29 protein-coding genes are annotated in these 23,681 nt (G+C 37.5%); 17 read left to right on the top strand and 12 right to left on the bottom strand.

Annotation, left to right across the window (positions count from 1 at the left end):
• The first annotated feature begins 158 nt into the window (after positions 1–158).
• Positions 159–794, top strand: a complete 636-nt coding sequence (gene lexA / locus B0186_RS02815) for a transcriptional repressor LexA (RefSeq protein WP_078217878.1) — start codon at positions 159–161, stop codon at positions 792–794.
• Positions 795–867: 73 nt separating this feature from the next.
• On the opposite strand, the gene ndk is transcribed toward lexA, so the two are convergent.
• The 6 genes from ndk to leuA all read right to left on the bottom strand — a co-directional run bounded on the left by ndk (position 868) and on the right by leuA (position 8,130).
• Positions 868–1,293, bottom strand: a complete 426-nt coding sequence (gene ndk / locus B0186_RS02810) for a nucleoside-diphosphate kinase (protein ID WP_078217877.1) — start codon at positions 1,291–1,293, stop codon at positions 868–870.
• An 11-nt stretch (positions 1,294–1,304) separates the two neighbouring features.
• Positions 1,305–2,600 carry an aminopeptidase PepB gene (gene pepB, locus B0186_RS02805; protein WP_078217876.1) on the bottom strand — a complete coding sequence of 432 codons (1,296 nt, stop codon included), beginning with the start codon at positions 2,598–2,600 and terminating at the stop codon, positions 1,305–1,307.
• A 99-nt stretch (positions 2,601–2,699) separates the two neighbouring features.
• A complete protein-coding gene (gene leuD / locus B0186_RS02800; protein WP_078217875.1) occupies positions 2,700–3,302 on the bottom strand; it encodes a 3-isopropylmalate dehydratase small subunit in 603 nt (200 codons plus the stop codon).
• Between the two features lie 9 nt (positions 3,303–3,311).
• A complete protein-coding gene (leuC, locus tag B0186_RS02795) occupies positions 3,312–4,721 on the bottom strand; it encodes a 3-isopropylmalate dehydratase large subunit (protein WP_078217874.1) in 1,410 nt (469 codons plus the stop codon).
• A gap of 303 nt (positions 4,722–5,024) precedes the next feature.
• Positions 5,025–6,101, bottom strand: coding sequence for a 3-isopropylmalate dehydrogenase (gene leuB, locus B0186_RS02790; RefSeq protein ID WP_078217873.1), 1,077 nt, complete (start codon positions 6,099–6,101; stop codon positions 5,025–5,027).
• Positions 6,102–6,576: 475 nt separating this feature from the next.
• Positions 6,577–8,130 carry a 2-isopropylmalate synthase gene (gene leuA, locus B0186_RS02785; protein WP_078217872.1) on the bottom strand — a complete coding sequence of 518 codons (1,554 nt, stop codon included), beginning with the start codon at positions 8,128–8,130 and terminating at the stop codon, positions 6,577–6,579.
• Between the two features lie 580 nt (positions 8,131–8,710).
• Here leuA and B0186_RS02780 point away from each other — a divergent pair.
• Positions 8,711–8,953 carry a type II toxin-antitoxin system RelB/DinJ family antitoxin gene (locus B0186_RS02780; RefSeq protein WP_078217871.1) on the top strand — a complete coding sequence of 81 codons (243 nt, stop codon included), beginning with the start codon at positions 8,711–8,713 and terminating at the stop codon, positions 8,951–8,953.
• On the top strand, positions 8,943–9,233 hold the full coding sequence (locus tag B0186_RS02775) for a type II toxin-antitoxin system RelE family toxin (RefSeq protein ID WP_078217870.1): 291 nt from the start codon (positions 8,943–8,945) through the stop codon (positions 9,231–9,233). The genes B0186_RS02780 and B0186_RS02775 overlap by 11 nt, the downstream gene beginning before the upstream one ends.
• A 276-nt stretch (positions 9,234–9,509) precedes the next feature.
• On the opposite strand, the gene B0186_RS02770 is transcribed toward B0186_RS02775, so the two are convergent.
• Together B0186_RS02770 and B0186_RS02765 are read right to left on the bottom strand one after the other, a co-directional pair.
• On the bottom strand, positions 9,510–9,923 hold the full coding sequence (locus B0186_RS02770; protein WP_158077948.1) for a YbjN domain-containing protein: 414 nt from the start codon (positions 9,921–9,923) through the stop codon (positions 9,510–9,512).
• Positions 9,916–10,107 (bottom strand): hypothetical protein, encoded by a 192-nt coding sequence (locus B0186_RS02765; RefSeq protein WP_078217868.1) that lies wholly within the window; start codon positions 10,105–10,107, stop codon positions 9,916–9,918. Before B0186_RS02765 ends, B0186_RS02770 begins: the two co-directional genes overlap by 8 nt.
• A 131-nt stretch (positions 10,108–10,238) precedes the next feature.
• Between B0186_RS02765 and B0186_RS02760 the strand changes: the two genes are divergently transcribed.
• From B0186_RS02760 to B0186_RS02705, 12 genes are all read left to right on the top strand, one after another.
• Positions 10,239–10,625: a transcriptional regulator gene (locus B0186_RS02760; RefSeq protein ID WP_235817164.1), complete on the top strand. Its 387-nt coding sequence runs from the start codon at positions 10,239–10,241 to the stop codon at positions 10,623–10,625.
• Between the two features lie 163 nt (positions 10,626–10,788).
• Positions 10,789–11,442 carry a cytochrome c biogenesis heme-transporting ATPase CcmA gene (gene ccmA / locus B0186_RS02755; RefSeq protein ID WP_078217866.1) on the top strand — a complete coding sequence of 218 codons (654 nt, stop codon included), beginning with the start codon at positions 10,789–10,791 and terminating at the stop codon, positions 11,440–11,442.
• On the top strand, positions 11,439–12,104 hold the full coding sequence (gene ccmB / locus B0186_RS02750) for a heme exporter protein CcmB (RefSeq protein ID WP_078217865.1): 666 nt from the start codon (positions 11,439–11,441) through the stop codon (positions 12,102–12,104). The genes ccmA and ccmB overlap by 4 nt, the downstream gene beginning before the upstream one ends.
• A gap of 46 nt (positions 12,105–12,150) precedes the next feature.
• Positions 12,151–12,882 carry a heme ABC transporter permease gene (locus tag B0186_RS02745; protein ID WP_078217864.1) on the top strand — a complete coding sequence of 244 codons (732 nt, stop codon included), beginning with the start codon at positions 12,151–12,153 and terminating at the stop codon, positions 12,880–12,882.
• A gap of 9 nt (positions 12,883–12,891) precedes the next feature.
• The gene (gene ccmD, locus B0186_RS02740) at positions 12,892–13,104 is read left to right on the top strand and encodes a heme exporter protein CcmD (protein WP_078217863.1); all 213 of its coding nucleotides are present in this window, start codon (positions 12,892–12,894) and stop codon (positions 13,102–13,104) included.
• Positions 13,101–13,625 (top strand): cytochrome c maturation protein CcmE, encoded by a 525-nt coding sequence (gene ccmE, locus B0186_RS02735; protein WP_078217862.1) that lies wholly within the window; start codon positions 13,101–13,103, stop codon positions 13,623–13,625. The genes ccmD and ccmE overlap by 4 nt, the downstream gene beginning before the upstream one ends.
• On the top strand, positions 13,622–15,574 hold the full coding sequence (locus B0186_RS02730; RefSeq protein ID WP_078217861.1) for a heme lyase CcmF/NrfE family subunit: 1,953 nt from the start codon (positions 13,622–13,624) through the stop codon (positions 15,572–15,574). The genes ccmE and B0186_RS02730 overlap by 4 nt, the downstream gene beginning before the upstream one ends.
• Before the next feature lie 3 nt (positions 15,575–15,577).
• On the top strand, positions 15,578–16,123 hold the full coding sequence (locus tag B0186_RS02725) for a DsbE family thiol:disulfide interchange protein (protein ID WP_078217860.1): 546 nt from the start codon (positions 15,578–15,580) through the stop codon (positions 16,121–16,123).
• Positions 16,123–16,593: a cytochrome c-type biogenesis protein gene (locus tag B0186_RS02720; protein WP_172459645.1), complete on the top strand. Its 471-nt coding sequence runs from the start codon at positions 16,123–16,125 to the stop codon at positions 16,591–16,593. Before B0186_RS02725 ends, B0186_RS02720 begins: the two co-directional genes overlap by 1 nt.
• A 2-nt stretch (positions 16,594–16,595) precedes the next feature.
• The gene (ccmI, locus tag B0186_RS02715) at positions 16,596–17,480 is read left to right on the top strand and encodes a c-type cytochrome biogenesis protein CcmI (protein WP_078217858.1); all 885 of its coding nucleotides are present in this window, start codon (positions 16,596–16,598) and stop codon (positions 17,478–17,480) included.
• Between the two features lie 204 nt (positions 17,481–17,684).
• Positions 17,685–18,080 carry an SMU1112c/YaeR family gloxylase I-like metalloprotein gene (gloA2, locus tag B0186_RS02710; protein ID WP_078217857.1) on the top strand — a complete coding sequence of 132 codons (396 nt, stop codon included), beginning with the start codon at positions 17,685–17,687 and terminating at the stop codon, positions 18,078–18,080.
• Between the two features lie 32 nt (positions 18,081–18,112).
• On the top strand, positions 18,113–18,673 hold the full coding sequence (locus B0186_RS02705) for a hypothetical protein (protein ID WP_078217887.1): 561 nt from the start codon (positions 18,113–18,115) through the stop codon (positions 18,671–18,673).
• A gap of 36 nt (positions 18,674–18,709) precedes the next feature.
• Here B0186_RS02705 and cgtA read toward each other — a convergent pair whose 3' ends face one another.
• The 4 genes from cgtA to rplU all read right to left on the bottom strand — a co-directional run bounded on the left by cgtA (position 18,710) and on the right by rplU (position 21,554).
• Positions 18,710–19,888: an Obg family GTPase CgtA gene (gene cgtA, locus B0186_RS02700; protein WP_078217856.1), complete on the bottom strand. Its 1,179-nt coding sequence runs from the start codon at positions 19,886–19,888 to the stop codon at positions 18,710–18,712.
• Positions 19,889–19,896: 8 nt separating this feature from the next.
• The gene (locus B0186_RS02695) at positions 19,897–20,817 is read right to left on the bottom strand and encodes a DMT family transporter (protein ID WP_078217855.1); all 921 of its coding nucleotides are present in this window, start codon (positions 20,815–20,817) and stop codon (positions 19,897–19,899) included.
• A gap of 147 nt (positions 20,818–20,964) precedes the next feature.
• A complete protein-coding gene (rpmA, locus tag B0186_RS02690) occupies positions 20,965–21,222 on the bottom strand; it encodes a 50S ribosomal protein L27 (RefSeq protein ID WP_005626413.1) in 258 nt (85 codons plus the stop codon).
• Between the two features lie 20 nt (positions 21,223–21,242).
• Positions 21,243–21,554 carry a 50S ribosomal protein L21 gene (rplU, locus tag B0186_RS02685; protein WP_005695431.1) on the bottom strand — a complete coding sequence of 104 codons (312 nt, stop codon included), beginning with the start codon at positions 21,552–21,554 and terminating at the stop codon, positions 21,243–21,245.
• A 239-nt stretch (positions 21,555–21,793) separates the two neighbouring features.
• Here rplU and ispB point away from each other — a divergent pair, with 239 nt between their 5' ends.
• Complete coding sequence (gene ispB / locus B0186_RS02680) at positions 21,794–22,765, top strand: octaprenyl diphosphate synthase (protein ID WP_078217886.1); 972 nt, start codon at positions 21,794–21,796, stop codon at positions 22,763–22,765.
• Entirely contained in the window at positions 22,765–23,676 is a 912-nt protein-coding gene (locus B0186_RS02675; protein WP_078217854.1) for a DUF5655 domain-containing protein, read from the top strand. Before ispB ends, B0186_RS02675 begins: the two co-directional genes overlap by 1 nt.
• The last annotated feature ends 5 nt before the right edge of the window (positions 23,677–23,681 follow it).

Genomic DNA, 23,681 nt, shown 5'->3' with positions numbered 1-23,681 from the left:
AAAAACGTCCATTAACTCACTAAGCTTATTTGCGATGAGGGCTATTTTAGCAAAAAAAATATTTTTTTATTAACTAATTTATTGAAAGTAAAGATTGATGTAATTCGATTTCTGTATATAATATCATATATTCTGTATATAAAAACAGGGAGTAAAATATGGGATCTATGAAAGCATTAACCGCCCGTCAGCAAGAAGTATTTGATCTAATAAAACGTCATATTGAAAGCACAGGAATGCCACCAACAAGAGCCGAAATATCTAAAGAACTAGGATTTCGCTCACCAAATGCAGCAGAAGAACATTTAAAAGCCTTAGCGCGTAAAGGCGTTATTGAAATTGTATCAGGCGTATCTCGTGGAATTAGGTTATTAACCGACACAGAAGAAGAGCCTGAACAAGAAGGATTACCCCTTATTGGACGTGTTGCCGCTGGTGAACCAATCTTAGCCGAGCAACATATTGAAGCTACTTACCGCGTTGATGCCAATATGTTTAAACCACAAGCTGACTTTTTGTTGAAAGTTTATGGGCAATCAATGAAAGATGTTGGTATTTTAGATGGCGACTTACTCGCAGTTCACAGCACAAAAGATGTGAGAAATGGACAAATAGTGGTAGCTCGAATTGAAGATGAAGTGACGGTAAAACGCCTTAAACGTAAAGGCTCAATCATTTACTTACATGCAGAAAATGAAGAGTTTGAACCTATTGTAGTCGATCTTACTCAACAACCTTACTTTGAAATTGAAGGTATTGCAGTGGGGATTATTCGTAATAATGCTTGGATGTAAGTGACTTTACTGAATATCAATCTAATATAGAAATACCCCAACAAATATTTGTTGGGGTATTTCTATCTAACATTTATCTCTTACAAATTTCAGAATCCGCAAAAAAATAAGCTATTTCACGTTGCGCATTTTCCAAGCTATCTGAACCATGAACAGAATTTTTGGTTTGATTGACGGCAAATTCATGACGTAGTGTGCCTTCTTCTGCCAATTCTGGATTGGTTACCCCCATAAAAGTGCGGTAGTCTTTTATGGCATTTTCCTTCTGTAACACCAAAACGACCACTGGCGCAGACAGCATATACTCAATTAAACGAGCAAAAAATTCTCTGCCTTGATGTTCTGCATAAAATCCCTCTGCTTGTTCTTGATTTAAATGCAACATCTTCATAGCAAGAATTTGAAAGCCTTTTTCCTCTAAACGAGCAATAATTTTACCTATTAAATTCCGCTCAACTGCATCGGGTTTAATAATTGCTAAAGTTTGTTCTAATGCCATTAGTTCCTCCGCTATTTATCTGCTTTATTTAATAAAAAATTCGCCAAGGTTTGTACCCCAATGCCTGTTGCCCCCGTTGCCCATAAATCACTTGCTGATTTACGATAAGTGGCAGAGCAATCAATATGTAACCAATTTTGTTGATAGTTTTCCACAAAATAAGATAGAAATGCCGTTGCTGTACTTGCACCAGCACCCACAGGAACAGTTCCAATATTCGCAATATCCGCAAAAGATGAGCTAATTTGGCTACGATGCAATTCCTCGAAAGGCAAGCGCCAAAATGCTTCCCCTACAGTCTGAGCACAATCTAAAAATTCTTGTGCCAATTTATTATCCATGGAAAGTACCGCATGATAATCATTGCCAACAGCAATTTTTGCTGCACCAGTTAAGGTTGCACAATCAATCATAAATTCAGGTTTGGCTAAATCAGCATCAATTAAACCATCGGCAAGAACTAAGCGCCCCTCCGCATCAGTATTAAGAATTTCCGCCGTTACGCCATTTCGATATTGAATAATATCGCCCAATTTAAAGGCATTGTGGCTAACCATATTTTCCGCACAGCATAAAAATAACTTAACTCGCTTGTTAAGTCCGCCAGCTATCGCCATGCCTAATGCACCCGTTAAAAGCGCTGCACCACCCATATCTGTGCGCATTGAACTCATCGCATCACTAGGCTTAATACTATAGCCACCACTATCAAATGTAATTCCTTTACCTACTAAGCAAACGAGCACTGGTGCATTTTCATCGCCAGTAGGGTTAAAATCAAGTTGTAGCATTGTGGGTACATTTTCTGAGCCTTTGCCCACTTGCCAGATCCCTTGATAATTCTTCTCGGCAAGCTCTTGCCCTGAAATAATCTGAAAAGAGACCGCACTTTCATCAGCAAAAAGGCTTGCTTGCTCAGTAATAAATTGCGCTGCACGTCTTGCTAATTCAATAGGTGTAATAACAGAAGAAGGGAGATTGATGATTTCACGCACAAAATCACCACATTGAATGCGAGCAAAAAGTTCAGCCTGTGGCTCATCTTCCAAATGGGGAAACTCAATAACATAATCTTGTTTAGCTGTATAAAAGCCTTGATAAAATGCCCAACAATTTTCTAATTCCCATTCTGCACCAACAAGTTCAACCTCTTTTATCCCCTGATTGCGTAATTTTCTAGCTGCTTTTTGAATTGAGGAAAGTGCGGTGCTTTTTGCATGAATCTTTACTTGTTCATTATTAAAACTAATTAACGCTTTTTTGCCCCATTGTTCACTTGCTGGGTTTACATCGATCTTAACCTGCATACTTTATCCTTAAATTGAGTTGATAAAAAAACTGACATAGGCTGCACTATACCAGTTTTTCATAAGGTGACAATAATGAAGATTAGAATTAAATTCTAATTAGCGTAAAAAAGCAGGAATATTTCTTTCATATTCTGCAATTTTATCTTCATGTTGTAAGGTCAAACCGATATTATCCAAACCATTCAACAAGCAATGGCGACGGAATTCGTCTAATTCAAAATGATAGATTTTTTCGCCTACATTAACAGTCATTTTTTCCAAATCAATATGAATTTGCTTTCCTTCATTTGCCCAAACCCATTGGAAGATTTCTTCTACTTCCTCTTCTGTTAAGCGAATTGGCAACATGTGATTGTTTAAACTGTTGTTATAGAAAATATCAGCGAAACTTGGGGCGATCATCACTTTAAAACCATAATCTGCTAATGCCCAAGGGGCGTGTTCTCTTGATGAGCCACAACCTAAGTTTTTACGAGCCAATAAAATCGTTGCTCCTTGATATTGTGGATAATTCAGCACAAACTCTGGATTAGGCTGAGTGCCTTCTACATCAAGATAACGCCATTCATGAAATAAATGTTTGCCAAATCCTACTCTGGTAATCGCCTGCAAAAATTGCTTTGGAATAATTGCATCTGTATCCACATTTGCTGCATCAAGAGGAACCACCAAACCCGAATGTTGTTTAATACCTGCCATAATTCCTCCTTAATTTAATTCCACATGACGAATATCAACAAATTTACCAAATACAGCGGCTGCGGCTGCCATAGCTGGACTAACTAAATGGGTACGCCCATTACGCCCTTGTCTTCCCTCAAAGTTGCGGTTACTGGTTGAAGCACAGCGTTCCCATTCGCCCAAACGGTCATCATTCATACCTAAGCACATAGAACAGCCCGGATTACGCCATTCCGCACCAGCTTCAATAAAGATTTTATCTAATCCTTCTTTTTCCGCTTGCTCTTTCACTAAGCCAGAACCGGGAACCACCAACACGCGTTTAACATTTTCTGCTTTCTTACGGCCTTTCATCACAGCCGCCGCCGCACGCAAATCTTCAATACGAGAATTGGTACAAGAACCGATAAATACCTGATCTACGCTAACATCTTTAAAGGAAGTTTCTGGCTCTAAACCAATATAAGCAAGGGCTTTTTCTGCTGAGGATTTGGTCACAGGATCTTGCATTTCTGCTGGATTAGGTACCACTTGATCAATACCGATCACTTGCCCTGGGTTAGTTCCCCAAGTCACTTGCGGTGCAATGTCTTTTGCTTCTAATACCACCACAGTATCAAACTCTGCACCTTCATCGGTTTGCAAAGTTTTCCAATATGCTACCGCATCTTCCCAATCTTGCCCTTTTGGTGCATAAGGACGATCTTTTAAATAAGCGAAAGTCGTTTCATCTGGTGCAATAAGCCCCGCTTTTGCTCCCATTTCAATCGCCATATTACAAACTGTCATGCGACCTTCCATAGAAAGATCACGAATAGCCTCGCCACAAAACTCGACCACATGCCCTGTGCCGCCTGCCATGGTGGTTTTACCGATAATCGCAAGAATAATATCTTTCGCAGTAATGCCTTCTGCCACTTTGCCTCGCACTTCAATTTTCATGCTTTTTGCTCTAGCCTGCTTTAATGTTTGGGTAGCAAGAACGTGCTCTACTTCAGAAGTACCAATACCAAACGCCAAAGCACCAAAAGCACCGTGAGTTGCTGTATGTGAATCACCACAAACAATGGTCATTCCGGGTAAAGTTAAGCCTTGCTCAGGCCCCATAACATGAACGATCCCTTGTTGTTTACTGTTCATATCGAATAAGGAAATTCCCGTCGCTTTACAGTTTTTATCCAACTCCAACACCTGAATTTTTGCCTGACCTTCTAATTTATTTACATCACGCACTTGAGTTGAAATACTGTGATCCATTGTGCCGAAGGTTTTATTAACTTGACGCACTTCACGTCCAGCTACACGCAAACCGTCAAAGGCTTGTGGTGAAGTCACTTCATGAATTAAGTGACGGTTAATATATAAAATTGGCGTTTCGCCTGCTTCTTTATGAACGATATGTGCGTCAAAAAGTTTTTGGTAAAGAGTTTTAGCCATAAGGTTTCCTAATTTCTTAATTCATTATTATTTTTATTGATATATTGCGGTTATTTTACTTGTCACTTTCTTTGCTTGTGCAAAGAAAGTAACCAAAGACAAACGCTTGCGTTTGAACGTTGCCTATGGCAACGACACGAAGTGCGAGCGTATACGAGTAAACACACCCCGCTAAGCCTTTTTTCCTCATTCCATTTATATTTTTTAAACGGAAAATTTGTAAACTCGCTTCGCTCAAACAGTACAAATTTTCCTAAAAATATAAATTGCATTCGGCGGCTTAGAAGGGGAACTATTCATTCATTAAATCGCCTGTGCAATTAAAGTGCCCATTTCTGCGGTTGAAATTGGGGTTGAGTTATCTGCTAAGTCGGCGGTGCGGTAGCCAGAACTGAGGACATTTTGCACCGCACTTTCAATGGCATCTGCTGCCTGATTTAAGTTAAAGCTATAACGCAACATCATTGCTGCTGATAAAATCTGAGCGATTGGGTTTGCGATGCCTTTGCCTGCAATATCTGGTGCACTTCCGCCAGCAGGTTCATATAAACCAAAGCCATTTTCATTTAAGCTCGCTGAAGGCAACATTCCCATTGAGCCAGTAATCATTGCTGCTTCATCAGAAATAATATCGCCAAAAATATTCGAGCAAAGTAGCACGTCAAAACTTTCTGGTGCTTTAATTAATTGCATAGTGGCGTTGTCAATATACATATTTTCAACTTTCACTTCGGGATAGTCTTTTGCCACCTCTGCCACTGTTTCACGCCACAAAATTGAACTTTGCAATACGTTGGCTTTATCCACCGAAGTCACTAATTTACGGCGTTTCATTGCAGCCTCAAAAGCGGCTCGAGCAATGCGTTCAATTTCATATTTGTAATAAACTTCAGTGTCAAAGGCTTTTGTTTCTGCTCCTTCGCCATCACGTCCTTTCGGTTGACCAAAGTAAATACCGCCTGTCAATTCACGCACAACAACCATATCAAAGCCTTTTGCCGCAATATCCGCTCGCAATGGACAGAATTTTTCTAATCCTTGGTAAAGCGTGGCTGGACGTAAATTGCAAAACAATTTGAAATGTTTACGCAATGGCAATAATGCCCCTCGTTCAGGTTGTTGATCTGGCGGAAGATGTGTCCATTTTGGTCCTCCGACAGATCCAAACAAAATTGCATCCGCACTTTCACAGCCAGCCAAGGTTTCTGCTGGTAATGGCATGCCATGTTTATCAATCGCCGCACCACCCACATCAAAAGTGCGGTAGTTTAATTTGAAATTATATTTTTGTTGAACCACATCTAAGACCTTAGTCGCCTCAGCCATCACTTCAGGACCAATTCCATCTCCGGGAAGTATTGCGATGTTGTAAGTTTGCATATTGTTTTCCTTATGTTTTTTTTCGTTTATCTGTTACTTTTCTTTGCTTCGCCAAAGAAAAGTAACCAAAAGAAAGGCGACCCCACTAAGCCTTTTTTCCTCATTCCATTTATATTTTTTAACGGAAAATTTGTAAACTCGCTTCGCTCAAACAGTACAAATTTGCCTAAAAATATAAATTGCATTCGGCGGCTTAGAAGGGGAACTCTTAAATTTACTGTTTTAATTTTTCAGAAATTTAACCGCACTTATTTATATTTCCCCGTCTGAATCGCCCGAACGACTTGTTATTTTTAGGCAAATTTGTACTGTTTGAGCGAAGCGAGTTTACAAATTTGCCGTAAAAAAATAACAACCAAGTTCGGAATAGCGATGAAGTCGGGGTGTGTTTCTTTTGCTTACTTTGCTTTGCACAAGCAAAGAAAAGTAGGTCGCCATAGGCGAAAATCGGTTGTTAACTTATCAAAAGTTAGAATTAAAATCTTTCCACTTTATTTTTTAAATCTGCCACTTTCTGTGAGCGATAAATAGCATTAATCGCATGAATTAAAGCTCTTGCGGAACTTTCCACAATATCTGTCGCTAAGCCAACACCATGGAAACGGCGTCCATTATGTTCCACCACAATATCCACTTGCCCCAATGCCTCCGCACCTTCGCCTTTTGCGGCAAGGTTATAGTGCAACATATTGAGCTCCATACCTGTAATCGCCAAAATAGCGTTATACACCGCATCGACAGGGCCATTTCCCCCGTTGGATACTTGGCTAATTCTTTTACCGTCCAACTCTACTTGCACAAAAGCAGAGGCTGGCAATTTGCTGATAGTTTGAGAGGTAATTACATCAAGACTTAAACGATCTTCATCGCCTTGTTGCATATCAATAAAGGCAAGTGCTTCCAAATCATAATCAAAAACCTGGCCTTTTTTATCCGCCAATTTCAAGAAGGCATCATAAAGTTTATCCAAATCATAATCGCTTTCTTTGTAACCCATTAAATCCATATGGCTTTTCACTGCAGCACGCCCTGAACGAGCGGTTAGGTTTAATTTCTCTTTTTTCAAGCCGATAGTTTCTGGCGACATAATTTCATAAGTATTTTTATTTTTAACCATACCGTCTTGATGAATACCAGAAGAATGGGCAAAAGCATTGGAACCAACAATGGCTTTGTTTGGTTGAATTGGCATATTGCAAAGTTGGCTGACCATTTGGCTGACACGATGAATTTCTTGCGTATTAATGCGAGTATCTAAGCCATTAAACATATCCTGACGAGTTTTAATCGCCATAACCACTTCTTCCAATGCGGTATTTCCAGCTCGCTCGCCAATGCCGTTGATTGTACATTCAATTTGGCGAGCTCCATTTAGCACCGCAGTTAATGAATTTGCCGTTGCCATACCCAAATCATTATGGCAATGCACTGAAATCACGGCTTTATCAATATTCGGCACACGATTAACCACATCAGCGATAATGCTGCCATATTGAGTTGGCAAGCAATAACCTACTGTATCTGGAATATTCACTGTGGTTGCTCCTGCTTTAATCGCTGCTTCAACAATGCGGCAAATATTATCAATGCCTGTACGCCCCGCATCTTCACAAGAAAACTCCACATCATCAGTATATTGACGAGCACGTTTCACAGCATTAATCGCCATTTCCACCACATCATCAAAAGTGCGGCGTAATTTTGCTTCCACATGAAGTGCAGAGGTAGCAATAAAGGTATGAATACGAAAAGCCTCAGCCACTTTTAATGCTTCCGCTGCCACATCAATATCTTTATTCACAGCACGAGATAAAGCACAAACACGGCTGTTTTTAATATTTTCAGCAATGGTGCGAACAGACAAAAAATCCCCTTCCGAAGAAACAGGAAAACCCACTTCCATAACATCAACGCCCAAACGTTCCAACGCCAACGCAATTTGCAATTTTTCTTTTACTGTCAAGCTGGCTTTCAACGCCTGTTCGCCATCACGCAAGGTTGTATCAAAAATAATAATGTTGTTTTGCATAAGTCTTCCTTTAATTTTGCTGTGTTGCTACCTTCAAAGTGCGGTGCTTTTTTATTGATTTTAGATACAAAAAAACCCGCATTTTACTGGTGCGGGTTAATCGATGGTTTTACTTTTCTTTGTTCCACAACTTATCCGCACAAGGAATGTGATAATCGTAAGTTGAGTAACAGAGAAATAATGTAAAACATAACATATCCTAAAAATAAAACTGAGATGGGCCTTATATTACGAGTTTAAAATAATGTGTCAAATAATTTTTTAGAGTTTTATACCAATGCAAACGTTAATCAAAGAGCAAAATTAAAACATAAAACTAAATGAACCAACACAAAAAGAATTAAAATCCAAACAAGTTAAAAGTATTAACTTTTTCTACCGCACTTTTGGGGTTTTATAGTGGTGAAAAATTTTAGATTGTAGGGTGAGCTTTAGCCCACCATTTATTTTGTCTTTGGCTTTTGGTGGGCTGAAGCCCACCCTACCAACTTCTAATAATTCATTTTTTATTATGTTGTGCATTTTTCTTCTTTTGTATTACAATTAGCATTACATCAAAACAAACTATAAGGAATATCCTATGGCAACACTTAATGTCCGCTTAGACGACAATCTCAAACAACAGGCTTATGCTGTATTAGCTGACTTAAACATCAGCCCAAGTGAAGCAATCCGCCTTTATTTCCAATACATTACCGATAACCGCTGCCTACCGATTAAACAAGCAGTGATTACCGAGGAAGAAGACGAACTCATTCGCATTGCTCGCCAACGTATTGCTAACCCACAAGGTTTTGTTGAGGTTACGTTAGATGACTTATAAACTCGTCTTCGAAACACAAGCACTGAAAGAGTGGAAAAAACTCGATCACAGCATAGGAGAGCAATTCAAGAAAAAGCTCGCCAAAGTATTAGAAAATCCAGAGGTTCCAGCCAATAAAGTGCGGGAAATACCCAACGGCTACAAAATTACACTTCGCTCTGCGGGCTACCGATTGATTTACCAAGTAGAAAATAACGAAGTTAAAGTTATTGTCCTTGCCATCGGCAAACGAGAACGCTCTGAAGCCTACAACACAGCAAAAAGCCGTTTAACCAATTAGCCCTACGCCCTGCTGTCGCCCGTGTCCTCACGGGTGACCAAAATCATCTCAAATTACCACCGCACTTTTAGCTAAAAACAAAAGGAAAAATTTTAGATTGTAGGGTTTTATAATGGTGAAAATTTTAGGCTGTAGAGTAGAGTGGGCTTTAGCACACCATTTATTTTATCTTTGGCTACTTACTATCGCAAAGTTTTTTATGCCGCTTTAGAAAAGATCCCTTTCTGCTTTATTTGCTAAACCACAAAAAGTATCTATCTTATCCCATAACCCTATTTATCCAAGTTTCTCCTTAAAAGCGTGTAGCATCATTCGGAATTTTGCGATGAAACGGATAATTTGTTGTTCACTAACTCCAGCTCGAAGATCGAGATCATTATCCAAATGAACCAGTCCAATGTCCTTATTTATATAAGCCCTAGTAAAGCGATACTCACTATTCCATTCATTTAGCTGTTCATAATCAATGTGATCTGCATCATTAAATGTTACGACTATTTGTAGCGTATCTTGTTGATTGATGATTAAATAATTTGTCCCCTCAGCTTGGAAAACAATACCTCCTTTTTTTAAAAGTTTTACGGGAGAATATCCCTCATTTCTTAAAAGAGTAATTAGTTCCTGATCTGAATATGATTTTTTAACCTCAACAAACTCCGTATTATCTTCATCGTCAAACCAATTATTCATAAATACCACCTCCATTTTCTAGTTTTCTATGTAAATTTAAAGAAAGCTTGTCTCGCATTTGTGCATCTAAATCAAGCTCGTAAGCCAGTTTGTCCATTGGATTACTTAAGTCATATTGATATTTAGTGCCTGAAGGACCTTCATATATTTTTTTACCATTTTCAAATTTGGGCATTAACGCCATATTTGTATCCTCTTTTAAATAGCTAATAAAAAGTGAGAAAAAATCTCACCACTTATTCGCATTATAAACTTATTTTTTAAGATTTAAAGTTTAATTTGATGATTTCAAGAAAATATTGATCAATTGAAAATTTGTCTGTTCAGAATAACCAAATGAAAAATGAAAACTCAAAACTTGAATTTAGTAAAAGACTAAAGCAAGCACTAGAAAATACGGGCTTTGCAGAGCTCTCTCTTTCATCGATTGCTACTAAATTCAATTTACGCCACCCAAATCGTCCAATAACACCACAAACAGTTCATAACTGGTTGATTGGTTCGTCTATTCCTACCGATGATAAAATTGATACATTATCAAAGTTACTGAATACTTCTCCTGAATGGCTTAGATACGGCATTAGCCAAATAGATCATTCACAACTCTCTGATGATGAAACTCAACTGTTACATTCTTTTCGTAATATTTCGCATTCTAAGCAAAAACTTTTACTTGCCTTACTGAAGGAACTTAGCTCTTAATAAATTTTTTAGTAACTACATCTCTCTTAGCTTTATTTTGTCCTAAATCAAACAACCCTATCATATACACCTAAAGAGTTATGCTTTTTCATATTGCATTCTCTACGCCATTAGCATGGCTTATGATAGAATGCGCCTTCCGAAAATATTTCAACAATTCCTTATGCTAAATAATCATCTACAACTTGAACAACTTGCCTGTCAGCGTGGCGATAAGATTTTGTTTACTGACTTAAGTTTAGATTTTAAGTCGGGCGATTTTGTGCAAATTGAAGGGCATAACGGGATTGGTAAAACCAGTTTATTACGTATCATCGTTGGGTTAGCGCAGGCGTTAAGCGGAAAAGTGCGGTGGAATAATCAAGAGATTTGTAAACAACGTGAAGAGTTTCACTATAACATCCTCTACTTAGGGCATCATTCAGGCGTGAAACCTGAGTTAACGCCTTGGGAAAATTTAAAGTTTTATCAGCAAATTTCCAATAGCCAACAAGGTGATGAAATTTTATGGCAAGTGTTAGAAAAAGTCGGGTTATTTGGTAAAGAAGATATTGTGGCAAGCCAACTTTCAGCTGGACAACAAAAGCGTATTGCATTAGCTCGTTTATGGCTTTCTAAAGCACCTCTTTGGATTTTAGATGAGCCTTTTACCGCTATTGATAAAAAAGGAGTTCAAGTCTTAACTCAGCTATTTGAGCAGCATGCGGAAAATGGCGGTATTGTGATTTTAACTAGCCATCAAGAAATTCCGAGCAATAAGTTGCAAAAAGTGCGGTTGGATCAATACAAGTTTTTTGATCAAGGGGAGATGGCATGATTTTCACTCAAATTATCAAAAGAGAACTAAAAATTGCCTTTCGTAAACAAGCTGAAATTTTAAATCCCTTGTGGTTTTTCCTCATTATTCTGACCTTGTTTCCTTTAGTTATTGGCCCTGATCCTAAATTACTCGCCAAGATAGCACCGGGAATAGCTTGGGTGGCGGCATTATTATCCGCTTTACTTTCCTTTGAACGTTTGTTCCGTGATGATTTTGTCGATGGTTCTTTAGAGCAGTTGTTACTAACTTCACAGCCTTTAGCCATGACAGCATTAGCCAAAGTCATTGCGCATTGGCTTTTGACTGGCTTGCCGTTAATTTTACTTTCGCCTATTGCTGGGCTATTACTATCATTGGAATTACATATTTGGTGGGCATTGGTTTTAACATTATTATTAGGCACGCCAACATTAAGTTGCTTAGGGGCAATTGGTGTGGCGCTTACGGTAGGACTACGTAAAGGCGGGATTTTACTCAGCTTATTAGTCTTACCTTTATTTATCCCCGTATTAATTTTTTCCGCCTCTGTTTTAGATGCCGCGACCTTAAATCTATCCTATAACGGTCAACTGGCTATTCTTGGGGCAATTTTCGTTTCAGTGGCAACATTGGCGCCTTTTGCTATTTCAATGGCGCTAAGAGTGAGCCTAGACCAATAGGCTTAGCAAAGATTTACTTTTTAAATAACATAATAAGGACTAAATGATGTGGAAATGGTTACATCCTTATGCAAAATCAGAAACACAATATCACTTATGTGGTAAATTCATTCCTTTTTTTGCAATTGTATCTGTACTGTTATTAGCAACTGGCGTGGTTTGGGGGCTAGCTTTTGCACCTGCTGATTATCAGCAAGGCAACAGTTTCCGGATTATTTATATCCATGTTCCAGCCGCTATTTTTTCTATGGGACTTTATGTTTCTATGGCAATTGCTGGGATTATCGGCTTAGTATGGCAAATCCGCCAAGCCTATTTGTCTATTCTGGCAATGGCACCTATTGGTGTAGTATTTACTTTCTTAGCATTAGTCACAGGTGCAATTTGGGGCAAGCCAACTTGGGGAACTTGGTGGGTTTGGGACGCTCGCTTAACATCTTCTTTAATTTTATTCTTTTTATACTTAGGCGTTATCGCACTTTATTCGGCTTTCCAAGATCGTTTAACGGGCATGAAAGCTGCGGCAATTCTTTCAATTGTAGGCGTGCTCAATATTCCCGTTATTCATTTTTCTGTACTGTGGTGGAATACGTTGCATCAAGGGGCAAGCATCACCAAATTTGAAAAACCTTCTATCGCAACCCCTATGCTAATTCCACTTATTCTGTGTATTTTTGGTTTTATGGCATTAACCATTTGGTTTACTTTAGTCAGTTATCGAACCCAATTATTAAAAGACGACAGCAAACGTCCTTGGGTTAAAGCATTGGCAAAATAGGAGCTTATTATGTTTTTTCAAAGTTGGAGTGATTTTTTTTATATGAACGGTTATGGGTTTTATGTTTGGCTATCTTATGGCATTTCTTTCATCGTCATTTTAGGATTAGGTTTACAAAATATTTATAGCCGTAAAGCCTTATTCAAAGAAATTCAACGTGAGCAATTACGCCTCGCACGTCAACAAAGTATGCAAGCTAAAAATAATGGAGAAACCCTATGAACCCAAGACGTAAATCAAGATTATCAATAGTGCTCTTTATTTTACTCGGTATATCCGTTGCATCTGCTTTAGTGCTATATGCTTTACGCCAAAATATTGATTTATTTTATACGCCAACAGAAGTGGTGTATGGAAAAAATGATGAGAGCCATGCTAAACCAAGCGTTGGGCAACGTATTAGAATTGGCGGTATGGTCGTTGAAGGCAGTGTTGAACGTGATCCTAAAAGCCTAAAAGTTAAATTTGACTTAAATGATATTGGGCCTTCAGTCACTGTAATTTATGAAGGCATTTTGCCGGACTTATTCCGTGAAGGGCAAGGCATTGTTGCTCAGGGTATATTAGTAGAGCCAACAGTACTCAATGCCACCGAGGTTTTAGCAAAACATGATGAAAATTATGTGCCACCAGAATTAGATGCGCAAATGCAAAAAGTACATAAACCTATGGGCGTATCGGATCTAAAAGGTGAGAGTGAACGTGATCGTCAAGAAAAACAATTAAAAGAAGGTAATCAATGATCGCTGAATTAGGCAATTATGCCCTAGCTTTGAGTTTAGCTATTTCTATTTTATTATCCATTTTTCCATTGTGGGGAGCTGAAAAAGGCAATGTGCAACTCATGTCTTTGGCTCGCCCAATGACCTATGGTTTATTTGTTAGCTTAACTATTTCTTTTACCGCACTTTTCTATTTGTTTATGACAAATGATTTTTCTGTGCAATATGTTGTTAACAATTCAAATTCTAACTTACCTTTGCAATATCGTTTGTCAGCAGTTTGGGGATCTCATGAAGGTTCATTATTGCTTTGGATTTGGTTATTATCTCTTTGGAGTGTTGCTGTTGCCTTTTTCAGTAAACAATTACCGCAAGAAGCTGTGGCTCGTGTGTTAGCAATTATGGGCATCATTACAATTGGCTTCTTACTGTTTGTCATATTCACCTCTAATCCTTTTGACCGCACTTTCCCTGATTTTCCTGTGGACGGCAGAGAATTAAATCCGCTATTACAAGATGTTGGCTTGATTTTTCATCCACCTCTACTTTACATGGGCTATGTTGGTTTTTCCGTTGCCTTTGCTTTTGCTATTGCTTCATTAATGACAGGCAAACTGGATACAGCTTGGGCACGTTGGTCTCGTCCTTGGACAATGGCAGCTTGGGTATTTTTAACCCTTGGTATTGTATTAGGTTCTTGGTGGGCATATTACGAACTTGGCTGGGGTGGCTGGTGGTTCTGGGATCCCGTAGAAAACGCCTCTTTAATGCCTTGGTTAGCAGGTACAGCCTTGCTACATTCTCTTGCAGTAACGGAAAAACGTAATAGCTTTAAAGCTTGGACCGTATTGTTAGCCATATTAGCGTTCTCTCTTTGCTTACTTGGTACTTTTTTAGTCCGTTCAGGGATTTTAGTTTCTGTACACGCATTTGCTTCCGATCCAACCCGTGGCTTATATATTTTAGCCTATCTGATCGTTGTTATTGGTGGCTCACTCGCCTTATATGCTTATAAAGGCAACGCTATTCGAGCAAGAAACAATGCGGAACGTTACTCTCGAGAAAGCATGTTGTTAATCAATAATATTTTATTAATGACCGCACTTAGTGTTGTTTTCTTAGGTACTCTTCTCCCTTTAGTACATAAACAATTAGGCTTAGGCACAATTTCAATCGGTGCACCATTTTTCGATCAGATGTTCCTATATATCATGATCCCATTTGCTCTTTTATTAGGAATTGGGCCCTTAGTCAAATGGCGCCGAGATCAAGTTTCAGCTATTCGCATTCCAGTAATCATTAGCTTAGTTATCATGCTGATTGCTGGATTTGCTTTACCTTATTTTTTACAAGATCGTATTACAGTAAGTGCGGTTCTTGGTGTAATGATGGCAATTTTTATCGTACTTCTCGCACTGTACGAATTACAACAAAGAGCCACGCATAAACATAATTTTTGGGTTGGGATCACAAAACTCTCTCGCTCACACTGGGGCATGGTTTTAGCCCATTTAGGTGTAGCAATGACTGTATGGGGCATCGCATTTAGTCAAAATTACAGTATTGAACGAGATGTTCGTATGAATGTTGGCGATACAGTACAAATTGCTGATTATGATTTTACTTTCCAAGGCATATCTGATGCAAATGGCGCTAACTATTTAGGCGGAAAAGCACAAATTGATATTAGTAAAAACAAACAATTTATTACAACATTATTTGCGGAAAAACGCTTTTATACAGTAAGCAAAATGTCCATGACTGAAGCCGCTATTGATTGGGGATTTAGTCGAGATTTATATGTTGCACTAGGCGAGAGTCTAGGCGATGGCGCTTGGGCATTGCGTTTATACTACAAACCTTTTATTCGTTGGATTTGGCTTGGTGGTCTATTCATGGCGCTAGGTGGATTATTATGTATGTTTGACCGACGTTATCGCTTTGCCAAACTGCTCAAAAAACAAGGATAAACTATGAATAAAAAACTCTATATACCATTGATTTTATTCCTTGGACTTGCAGTTGCCTTTTTTGTGCAATTGCAACGTAATGCACAAGGCGATGATCCAAAGGCTTTAGAAAGTGTCTTGATTGGCAAAACTGTACCTAATAAATCACTCACTGATTTATTTACAGACAAGCAATATGACAATAGTCTATTCAAGCAAGGTAAACCTTTGCTCGTTAATGTTTGGGCGACTTGGTGCCCGACCTGTTATGCAGAACATCAATTTCTCAATGAGTTGCACAAACAAGGCATTAACATTATTGGCATTGATTATAAAGATAAAACAGATAAAGCGATAAAGTGGCTCAAGGATTTAGGCAATCCTTATCAAGTTGTGATTAAAGATGAAAAAGGATCTTTTGGTCTCGATCTTGGCGTTTACGGCGCACCGGAAACCTTCATTGTCGATGGCAATGGCATTATTCATTACCGTCATACAGGCGATGTCAATGAACGAGTTTGGAAAGAAAAATTACAGCCAATTTATCAAAAACTAAGTGAGCAAAAATGATGACAAAATTACGTTATTTTCTGACCGCTCTTTTTCTCAGCTTTTCCGCACAAGCGGCGATTGATGTACTCGAATTTAGTTCTGCTCAGCAAGAAAAAGACTATCAATCCCTAACGCAAGAGCTACGTTGTCCACAATGTCAAAATAATAATATTGCTGACTCAAATGCAACCATTGCAGTGGATATGCGTGCAAAAGTTTATGAGCTATTAAAAGAAGGTCAAAACAAGCAGGAAATTATCAACTATATGGTTGAGAGATATGGGAATTTTGTCACTTATAATCCGCCTGTAACAAGCGCAACAATTATTTTATGGGTTGCGCCTTTAACTTTAGTTATTTTGGGAATTTTTGTTGTGTTACGCCGCAAATCTAACCAAGGAACTACAAAAAGTGCGGTAGAAACTCAACCAATTTTAACTCATGAGCAACAAAAACGCTTAGAAGAATTATTAAAAGAACAGGAATAAAAATGAATTTTTGGTTAATCAGCCTTTTATTGACATTGTTTGTTGCGTTTATTTGCTTTTATCCACTCCTTAGCAATAGACGGGAAAAAGCGGATAGCTTAAAACGTGATGAATTAAATAAAGCCTTTTATTTCAACCGTTTGAAAGAAATTGAAGAAGATGAACAACGTGGTCTATTAGAAAATAGTCAACAACTTAAAACCGAGCTACAACAAGCCTTGCTAGAGGATATTCCAAAAAAATCTAACGCAGAAAAGACCAATAAACATTATGGAAAGATTTGGTTTTTCTCTGGATTTTTAACCTTAGCGATTATTGCCCCTTTAGCTTATATGAGTGTCGGTTCTTGGCAAGAAGAAATCATATTAGAAAAAACTTATGAAAAACTACCGCACTTTTATGAAAGAGTAAAAGAGGAAGAAAGTAAGCCATTAGATGAAAATGAGCTACAACAATTTGCCACAGCATTGCGCCTGAAACTTCAAAAAGAGCCAAATAATGCGGCTGATTGGTGGACCTTGGGTCAAATTGCAATGAACCTCAACAAAGGACAACTTGCTTTTGATAGTTTCTCTCAAGCGAATAAATTAGCACCAGAAAATATTGAATATAAACTTTCTTTTGCTCGTATTCTAATGTTCTCAGAAGATCAATCAGATAAACAAAAAGGCGTGGAATTACTAAAAGAAGTATTGCGTATTGATCATACCAATATGCAAGCCTTGAGCCTTCTTGCTTTCCAATATTTTGAATCCGAAGAATATAAAATGGCAGCGGTAACTTGGGCAATGATGTTGCGTTTGATGCCTGAAAACGATCCTCGAGTACCGTTAATTGAAAAAAGTATTCGTGCCGCTCGTGATGCCATTAAAGAAGACAACAAATAATAAAACTCACCATATACAATGAGGTAAAGTTTCTTTACCTCATAAATTCATTTATATCAATAACTTACAGCAAGCAAGCAAGCAAGCAAGCAAGCAAGCAAGCAAGCAAGCAAGAAATTATCTCAGCATGCAGAAAAAGTGCTAGGCATAAAAATCTTTATCAGATAAAATCTCGTCTCTAAGTCTATTTTATGAACTAATTTTATGTTATCCCCTACTATTATTGGATTTCATCATGTTGCGATTATTGTTTCCAACTATGCAAAATCTAAAAAATTTTATACGGAAATATTAGGCGCAAGTATTATTAATGAAACTTATCGTGAAGAACGAGATAGTTATAAATTAGATCTGACATTTTCTGATGGAAGCCAAATTGAATTGTTTTCCTTCCCTAATCCACCAGAAAGATTAAGTTATCCCGAAAGCTGCGGTTTACGCCATTTAGCTTTTAAAGTAAACAATATAGATAACGCTGTCAGTTATTTAAAATCAAAAGGTATTTTCAGTGAGCCTATCAGAATTGATGAAATAACTGGAAAAAAATTTACTTTCTTTAAAGATCCTGACAATTTGCCAATAGAGTTTTATGAGCTATGAAGATATATCAGTTAAAAAAAATAAAATGGTTTATGACAAGCTTAGCACTAATACCTTTAGCAATGAGTACACATGCAAAAACTGCCTCGCCAGTAAATAAAAGCAACTTAACTCATAGTAAACACTTCAGGTTCTCAGAGCTTGATGAATTAGCAGAAAATGAAAAAGTATCTTATTTAACCCATAAAAACGGCTCTCTCAATCCAGATAGCTCTCATAATGATGCAAAACTTCTTGGAAATAGTATTGAATTTGAAGTTTATCAAACATCAGAAAGTAAAATATCTCATACAATTTTTGAATCTGGAGCTGGGGTTTGTAACGGTTTTGGATCCAATTATGGTGTGGAAATTACTGACTCTAGAACTTATTACATTGATAAACCTAAAAATGAATACTACGCAAGTATCACTGGAGCAACAGCATATTCCAAAATGGATATAAATAATATGCAATATGCACCTATCTTTAATATACAAGATCAAGATCTAGCAAAAAATGTGCAAGCTCAGGAAAGAGAAAAAGGTAAAGAATTAGCTGAAAAGAATATAAAGAAAAGCATCAAAATGCTTCAGAATGTTATCTGTAAGTAAGAAAGTGCGGTAATGATAACCGCACTTTCGTTATTTTTAAGGTTTATAGATAATTTCTACACCTTCTTCGTCTTCCTCTGACCAATCGTCCCAATCATCATCTTCCCAGTCATCTTCAGCGATACTATGCTCAGATAATTGCTCTTGGTGATAGTCATCCCATTTAAATTTCACTTCTTGCGTTTCGATTTCTTCTTGCTCTTGACGTGGATTTGCCTCAATAAAGTCCATAATATCACGGCATAAAGAATCTACATTTTTACCTGTTACGGCTGAAATTAAGTAATAATCATCTTCCCAGCCCAAGCGTTCAGCAATATCTTCAGCTCGCTCTTTTGCTTCTTCATCAGAAAGCGTATCAATTTTATTGAAAACCAACCAACGAGGTTTATCAGCTAATTTTTCGCTATATTGAAATAGCTCACTTTCTATGATCGCAATATTATCCGCTGGATCACTTTCATCAATAGGAGCAATATCAACAAGATGAATTAAAACATGACAACGTTCTAAATGCTTTAAAAAACGAATTCCTAATCCTGCACCTTCGGATGCACCTTCAATCAGGCCCGGAATATCTGCAACAACAAAGCTACGGTTCGCATCAACACGAGTTACCCCTAAGCTTGGTACTAAAGTAGTGAAAGGATAATCAGCAACTTTCGGTTTAGCAGCAGAAACAGCTCGAATAAAGGTTGATTTTCCAGCATTAGGTAATCCTAACATACCCACATCAGCTAACAACATTAACTCCAATTGTAAGTCACGTTTTTCACCTGGCGTACCATTAGTTTTTTGTCTAGGAGCTCTATTGACAGAAGATTTAAAGCGAGCATTACCTAGCCCATGGTAACCACCTTTAGCTACTAGCATTTTTGCACCATGCTTAGTTAAATCCCCAAGCACTTCTTTGGTATCGTTATCAATAGCTCTTGTTCCAACAGGCACTCTTAATGTAATGTCTTTACCTCTACGACCAGTACAATCTGAGCTACGTCCATTTTCGCCACGCTCAGCAGCAAAACGTTTTTCAAAACGGTAGTCGATCAATGTATTTAAATTTTCATCTGCAACCAAATAGACATCGCCACCATCTCCGCCATCGCCACCATCTGGTCCACCTTTGGGTATAAATTTTTCACGACGGAAACTGACACAACCATTACCGCCATCTCCTGCTTCAATGCGAATAAGCGCTTCATCAATAAATTTCATCTTTTCTCCTAATTTTTATTCTTAATAAATTTATACCCAATAGCCGATATCATTGCGCCCAGCACAACAATGAAAGCACCAATATAACTGAGTGTATTTAACTCAGGGGCGGTAAAATGCTGTGGATATATAAAATGTAGTAAGTGGGCAAATAAAATAGTAAACAAAGGCACTAAAGTTATAACAACACTTACTTTTGCAACGTCCCAACGATTTAATGCTTCGGCATAGGAACCATAACCAATCAATGTATTTAAACAACAATAAATAAAACAAACCAGTGTAAAAGTACTTAGATTTTGTACTTGTTCAACTTCAACAAAAGGAGTAAACACGAGGGCACAACCAGTATAAATCATCAATAAAATCTGTTGAGAATTAAAACGGCGTAAAAGTAGTTTCTGCGCAAGTCCATAAGTTACCCAAATTAGTGATGCAGACAGACTTAAAAAAACACCAATGGAATAGATATTAATCGCAAATAACTGCTCCGCTCTCTCGTTAAAAAATAAAATAAGCCCAATAATTAAAATAACTAAACCTATCTTTTGATGTAATCCTAACTTTTCTTTAAAAATCACAATCCCACAAAATAGCATTGCAAAAGAAGAAAAATGGATAAAAATTTGAGCAACAGAGGGGTCAATAAATTTTAGTGAAGTATTAAATAAACTAAAGTTTCCTGATAACCCTATAATACCCAATATAACCAAACCAAAAAAATAGCGATTGAGATCAGATAATTTAGGCAATTTTTTTGCTAATCCAAGGAAAATAGCTAATGCAGCCGTAGCAACAACAAATCTAAACCAAACTATCGTCTGCATACTCATAGCATTCAAAACTTGCTGTAATGCAATAGGTAAAGACCCCCAGGCCATTGCTGTAGTTAAAGCAAATATAAAGCCAAGTAAGGGTTGCTGTTTCATATTTTCCCTCCTATATAAGTGCAAAACTTACGCATAATAGCACTATCCCCATAAGCGTAAAAGTATAGGGCAATAAAGCATTTAATTTTCTACACAAATAAAAAGCCCCACAATATTCTTGCGGGGCATAACTCTATATCAATAAAATTATTCAGTTACGATAGAAACGTATTTACGACTTTTCTCGCCTTTAACTTCAAATTTTACTTTACCGTCAGCTGTAGCGAATAAAGTATGATCTTTACCCATACCTACGTTTGAACCTGCGTGGAATTTGGTTCCACGTTGACGAACAATAATGCTACCTGCTAATACTGATTCACCACCGAAGCGTTTAACACCAAGGCGTTTAGCTTCAGAATCACGACCGTTACGAGTTGAACCACCAGCTTTTTTAGTTGCCATCTTCTATAACTCCTCTGAAATTATGCTTGAATCCCAGTGATTTTCACTTCTGTGAACCACTGACGATGACCTTGTTGTTTACGACTGTGTTTACGACGACGGAATTTAACGATTTTAACTTTATCGCCACGTCCTTGCGCCACAACTTCAGCTACGACTTTTGCGCCAGCAACTACTGGTGCACCGATTTTAACATCTTCACCATTAACGACCATCAACACTGAATCGAATTCAACAGTTGCGCCTGTTGCTAATTCAAGTTTTTCTAAACGAACAACTTGACCTTCGCTTACACGGTGTTGTTTACCGCCACTTTGGAAAACTGCGTACATAAATACTCCGCTAGATAATTGTGCTTAAAATGTCATTTCATTTAGCACATCAAAATTCATATAAATAGGGCGCAAATTCTACGTAAAAAATGAACTGATAGCAAGCCTTTCTTAATCAGAAAATAAAAAAAATCTTATTTTGTTGAGTTTACTTTCAGAAACCCCAGAAAATCAGGTACAATCAACCGCACTTTTAGCTTAATTATGATAATTTCAGCATGATAGAAAAAATGAACCCAATGGATATCAATGCAATCCAATCTCTGATCAAAACAGATATGGATAAAGTGAATGCGACAATTCTAGCACAACTTAATTCAGATGTCGCTCTCATTAACCAACTTGGTTATTACATTATTCAAAGCGGTGGCAAACGCATCCGTCCTATGATTGCGTTGCTTGCGGCAAGAGCCTTAAATTATCAAGGTGATGAACCTATTACTTGCGCAGCCTTCGTTGAATTTATTCATACCGCAACTTTATTACATGATGACGTTGTTGATGAGTCTGATATGCGCCGAGGAAATCCAACAGCTAACGCTGAATTTGGCAATGCTGCGAGTGTATTAGTAGGCGATTTTATTTATACACGAGCATTCCAATTAATGACACAGCTCAATTCATTACGTATTTTACAAATCATGTCTGATGCTACAAACGTTATTGCAGAAGGTGAAGTGCAGCAATTAATGAACGTTAATGATCCAGAAACAAGCGAAGATAATTACATGAACGTTATTTACAGTAAAACAGCTCGCTTGTTTGAAGTCGCCACGCAATGTGCCGCTATTACAGCACAAAGTAATACGGAACAAGAAATCGCCTTACAGAACTATGGACGCTACTTAGGCACAGCTTTTCAGTTAGTTGATGATGTTTTAGATTACAGTGCAAGTGCGGTAACTTTAGGGAAAAATATTGGTGATGATTTAGCAGAAGGTAAACCAACACTTCCATTATTACATGCGATGCATAATGGTACACCTGAACAATCAGCCTTAATTCGTGAAGCAATTGAACAAGGCGGTAAGCGTGATATTTTAGACGATGTGCTTGCAATCATGGCTGAGCAAAAATCGTTAGATTATGCAATGAATAAAGCAAGAGAAGAAGCACAAAAAGCTGTAGATTCAATTGCTTGCTTACCAGATAGCCAATATAAACAAGCCTTGATTTCCTTGGCTTATTTATCCGTAGAGAGAAGCTATTAATGACTAGACTATTCCAATATAGTAAAAAACAGTTATTAGACCTCAATGAAAAACCCTTCAAACTTGAGCGGGAAATCCAAGATTTATTTGAACAAAATCTAAACCAACTTACAGGGCTAGAACTCGTCAAATCAGAATTTTCTATTCAAAATCAACGTATTGACACTTTAGCATTTGATTTAGAAAGTAAGTCTTTTGTCATCATTGAATATAAGCGCTCACATAATTACAGTGTCTTCGATCAAGGGGTATCCTATCTTAATACTCTATTAAGATATCAAGCAGATTTTGTGTTGGAATATAACGAAAGCTTAGATAAAAAATTACGCAAAGATCAAGTTGACTGGTCTCAAAGTAAAGTAGTCTTTGTTTCCCCTAAATTCAATAATCATCAAAAACAAGCTGTTGATTTTAAAGATCTCAATATTGAGTTATGGGAAATAAAACGCTTTGAACAAGATATAATCCTAATCAATGGAATCGACAAATCTAGCTCAGCGCCAAGTGTGAAATTATCTAGCTCAGAGAAAAATTTAGCATTATCTGAAATTAGCAAAGAAATTAAAACCTATTTAGAACAAGATCATTTACAAGATCAACCTGAAGAAATCATTGAATTATATGATGATTTTAAACAAGCACTACTCAATCTCTTTCCTGAGTTCAATATTGTGGCACAAAAACTCTATGTAGCCTTTAAAAATGATAAACGAAATATTTTGGGTATATGTATTAACAGGAAGTCTCTAAAAATATACTTGAATATGAAAAAAGGCGCTCTTGATGATCCTAAAAAGCTTGCTCGAGATGTATCTAGTGTAGGGCATTGGGGAACTGGAGATTATGAAATTACAATGTCAGATGACAAAAATCTTGAATATATTATTAGTTTAGTTAAACAAGCTTTATGAACAAA

The organism is Canicola haemoglobinophilus (assembly GCF_002015075.1).
In the GTDB taxonomy this organism is placed as follows: Bacteria; Pseudomonadota; Gammaproteobacteria; order Enterobacterales; family Pasteurellaceae; genus Canicola; species Canicola haemoglobinophilus.
Note: the sequence above shows the minus strand (reverse complement) of the source record. Positions and strands in the feature narration are given on the sequence as shown.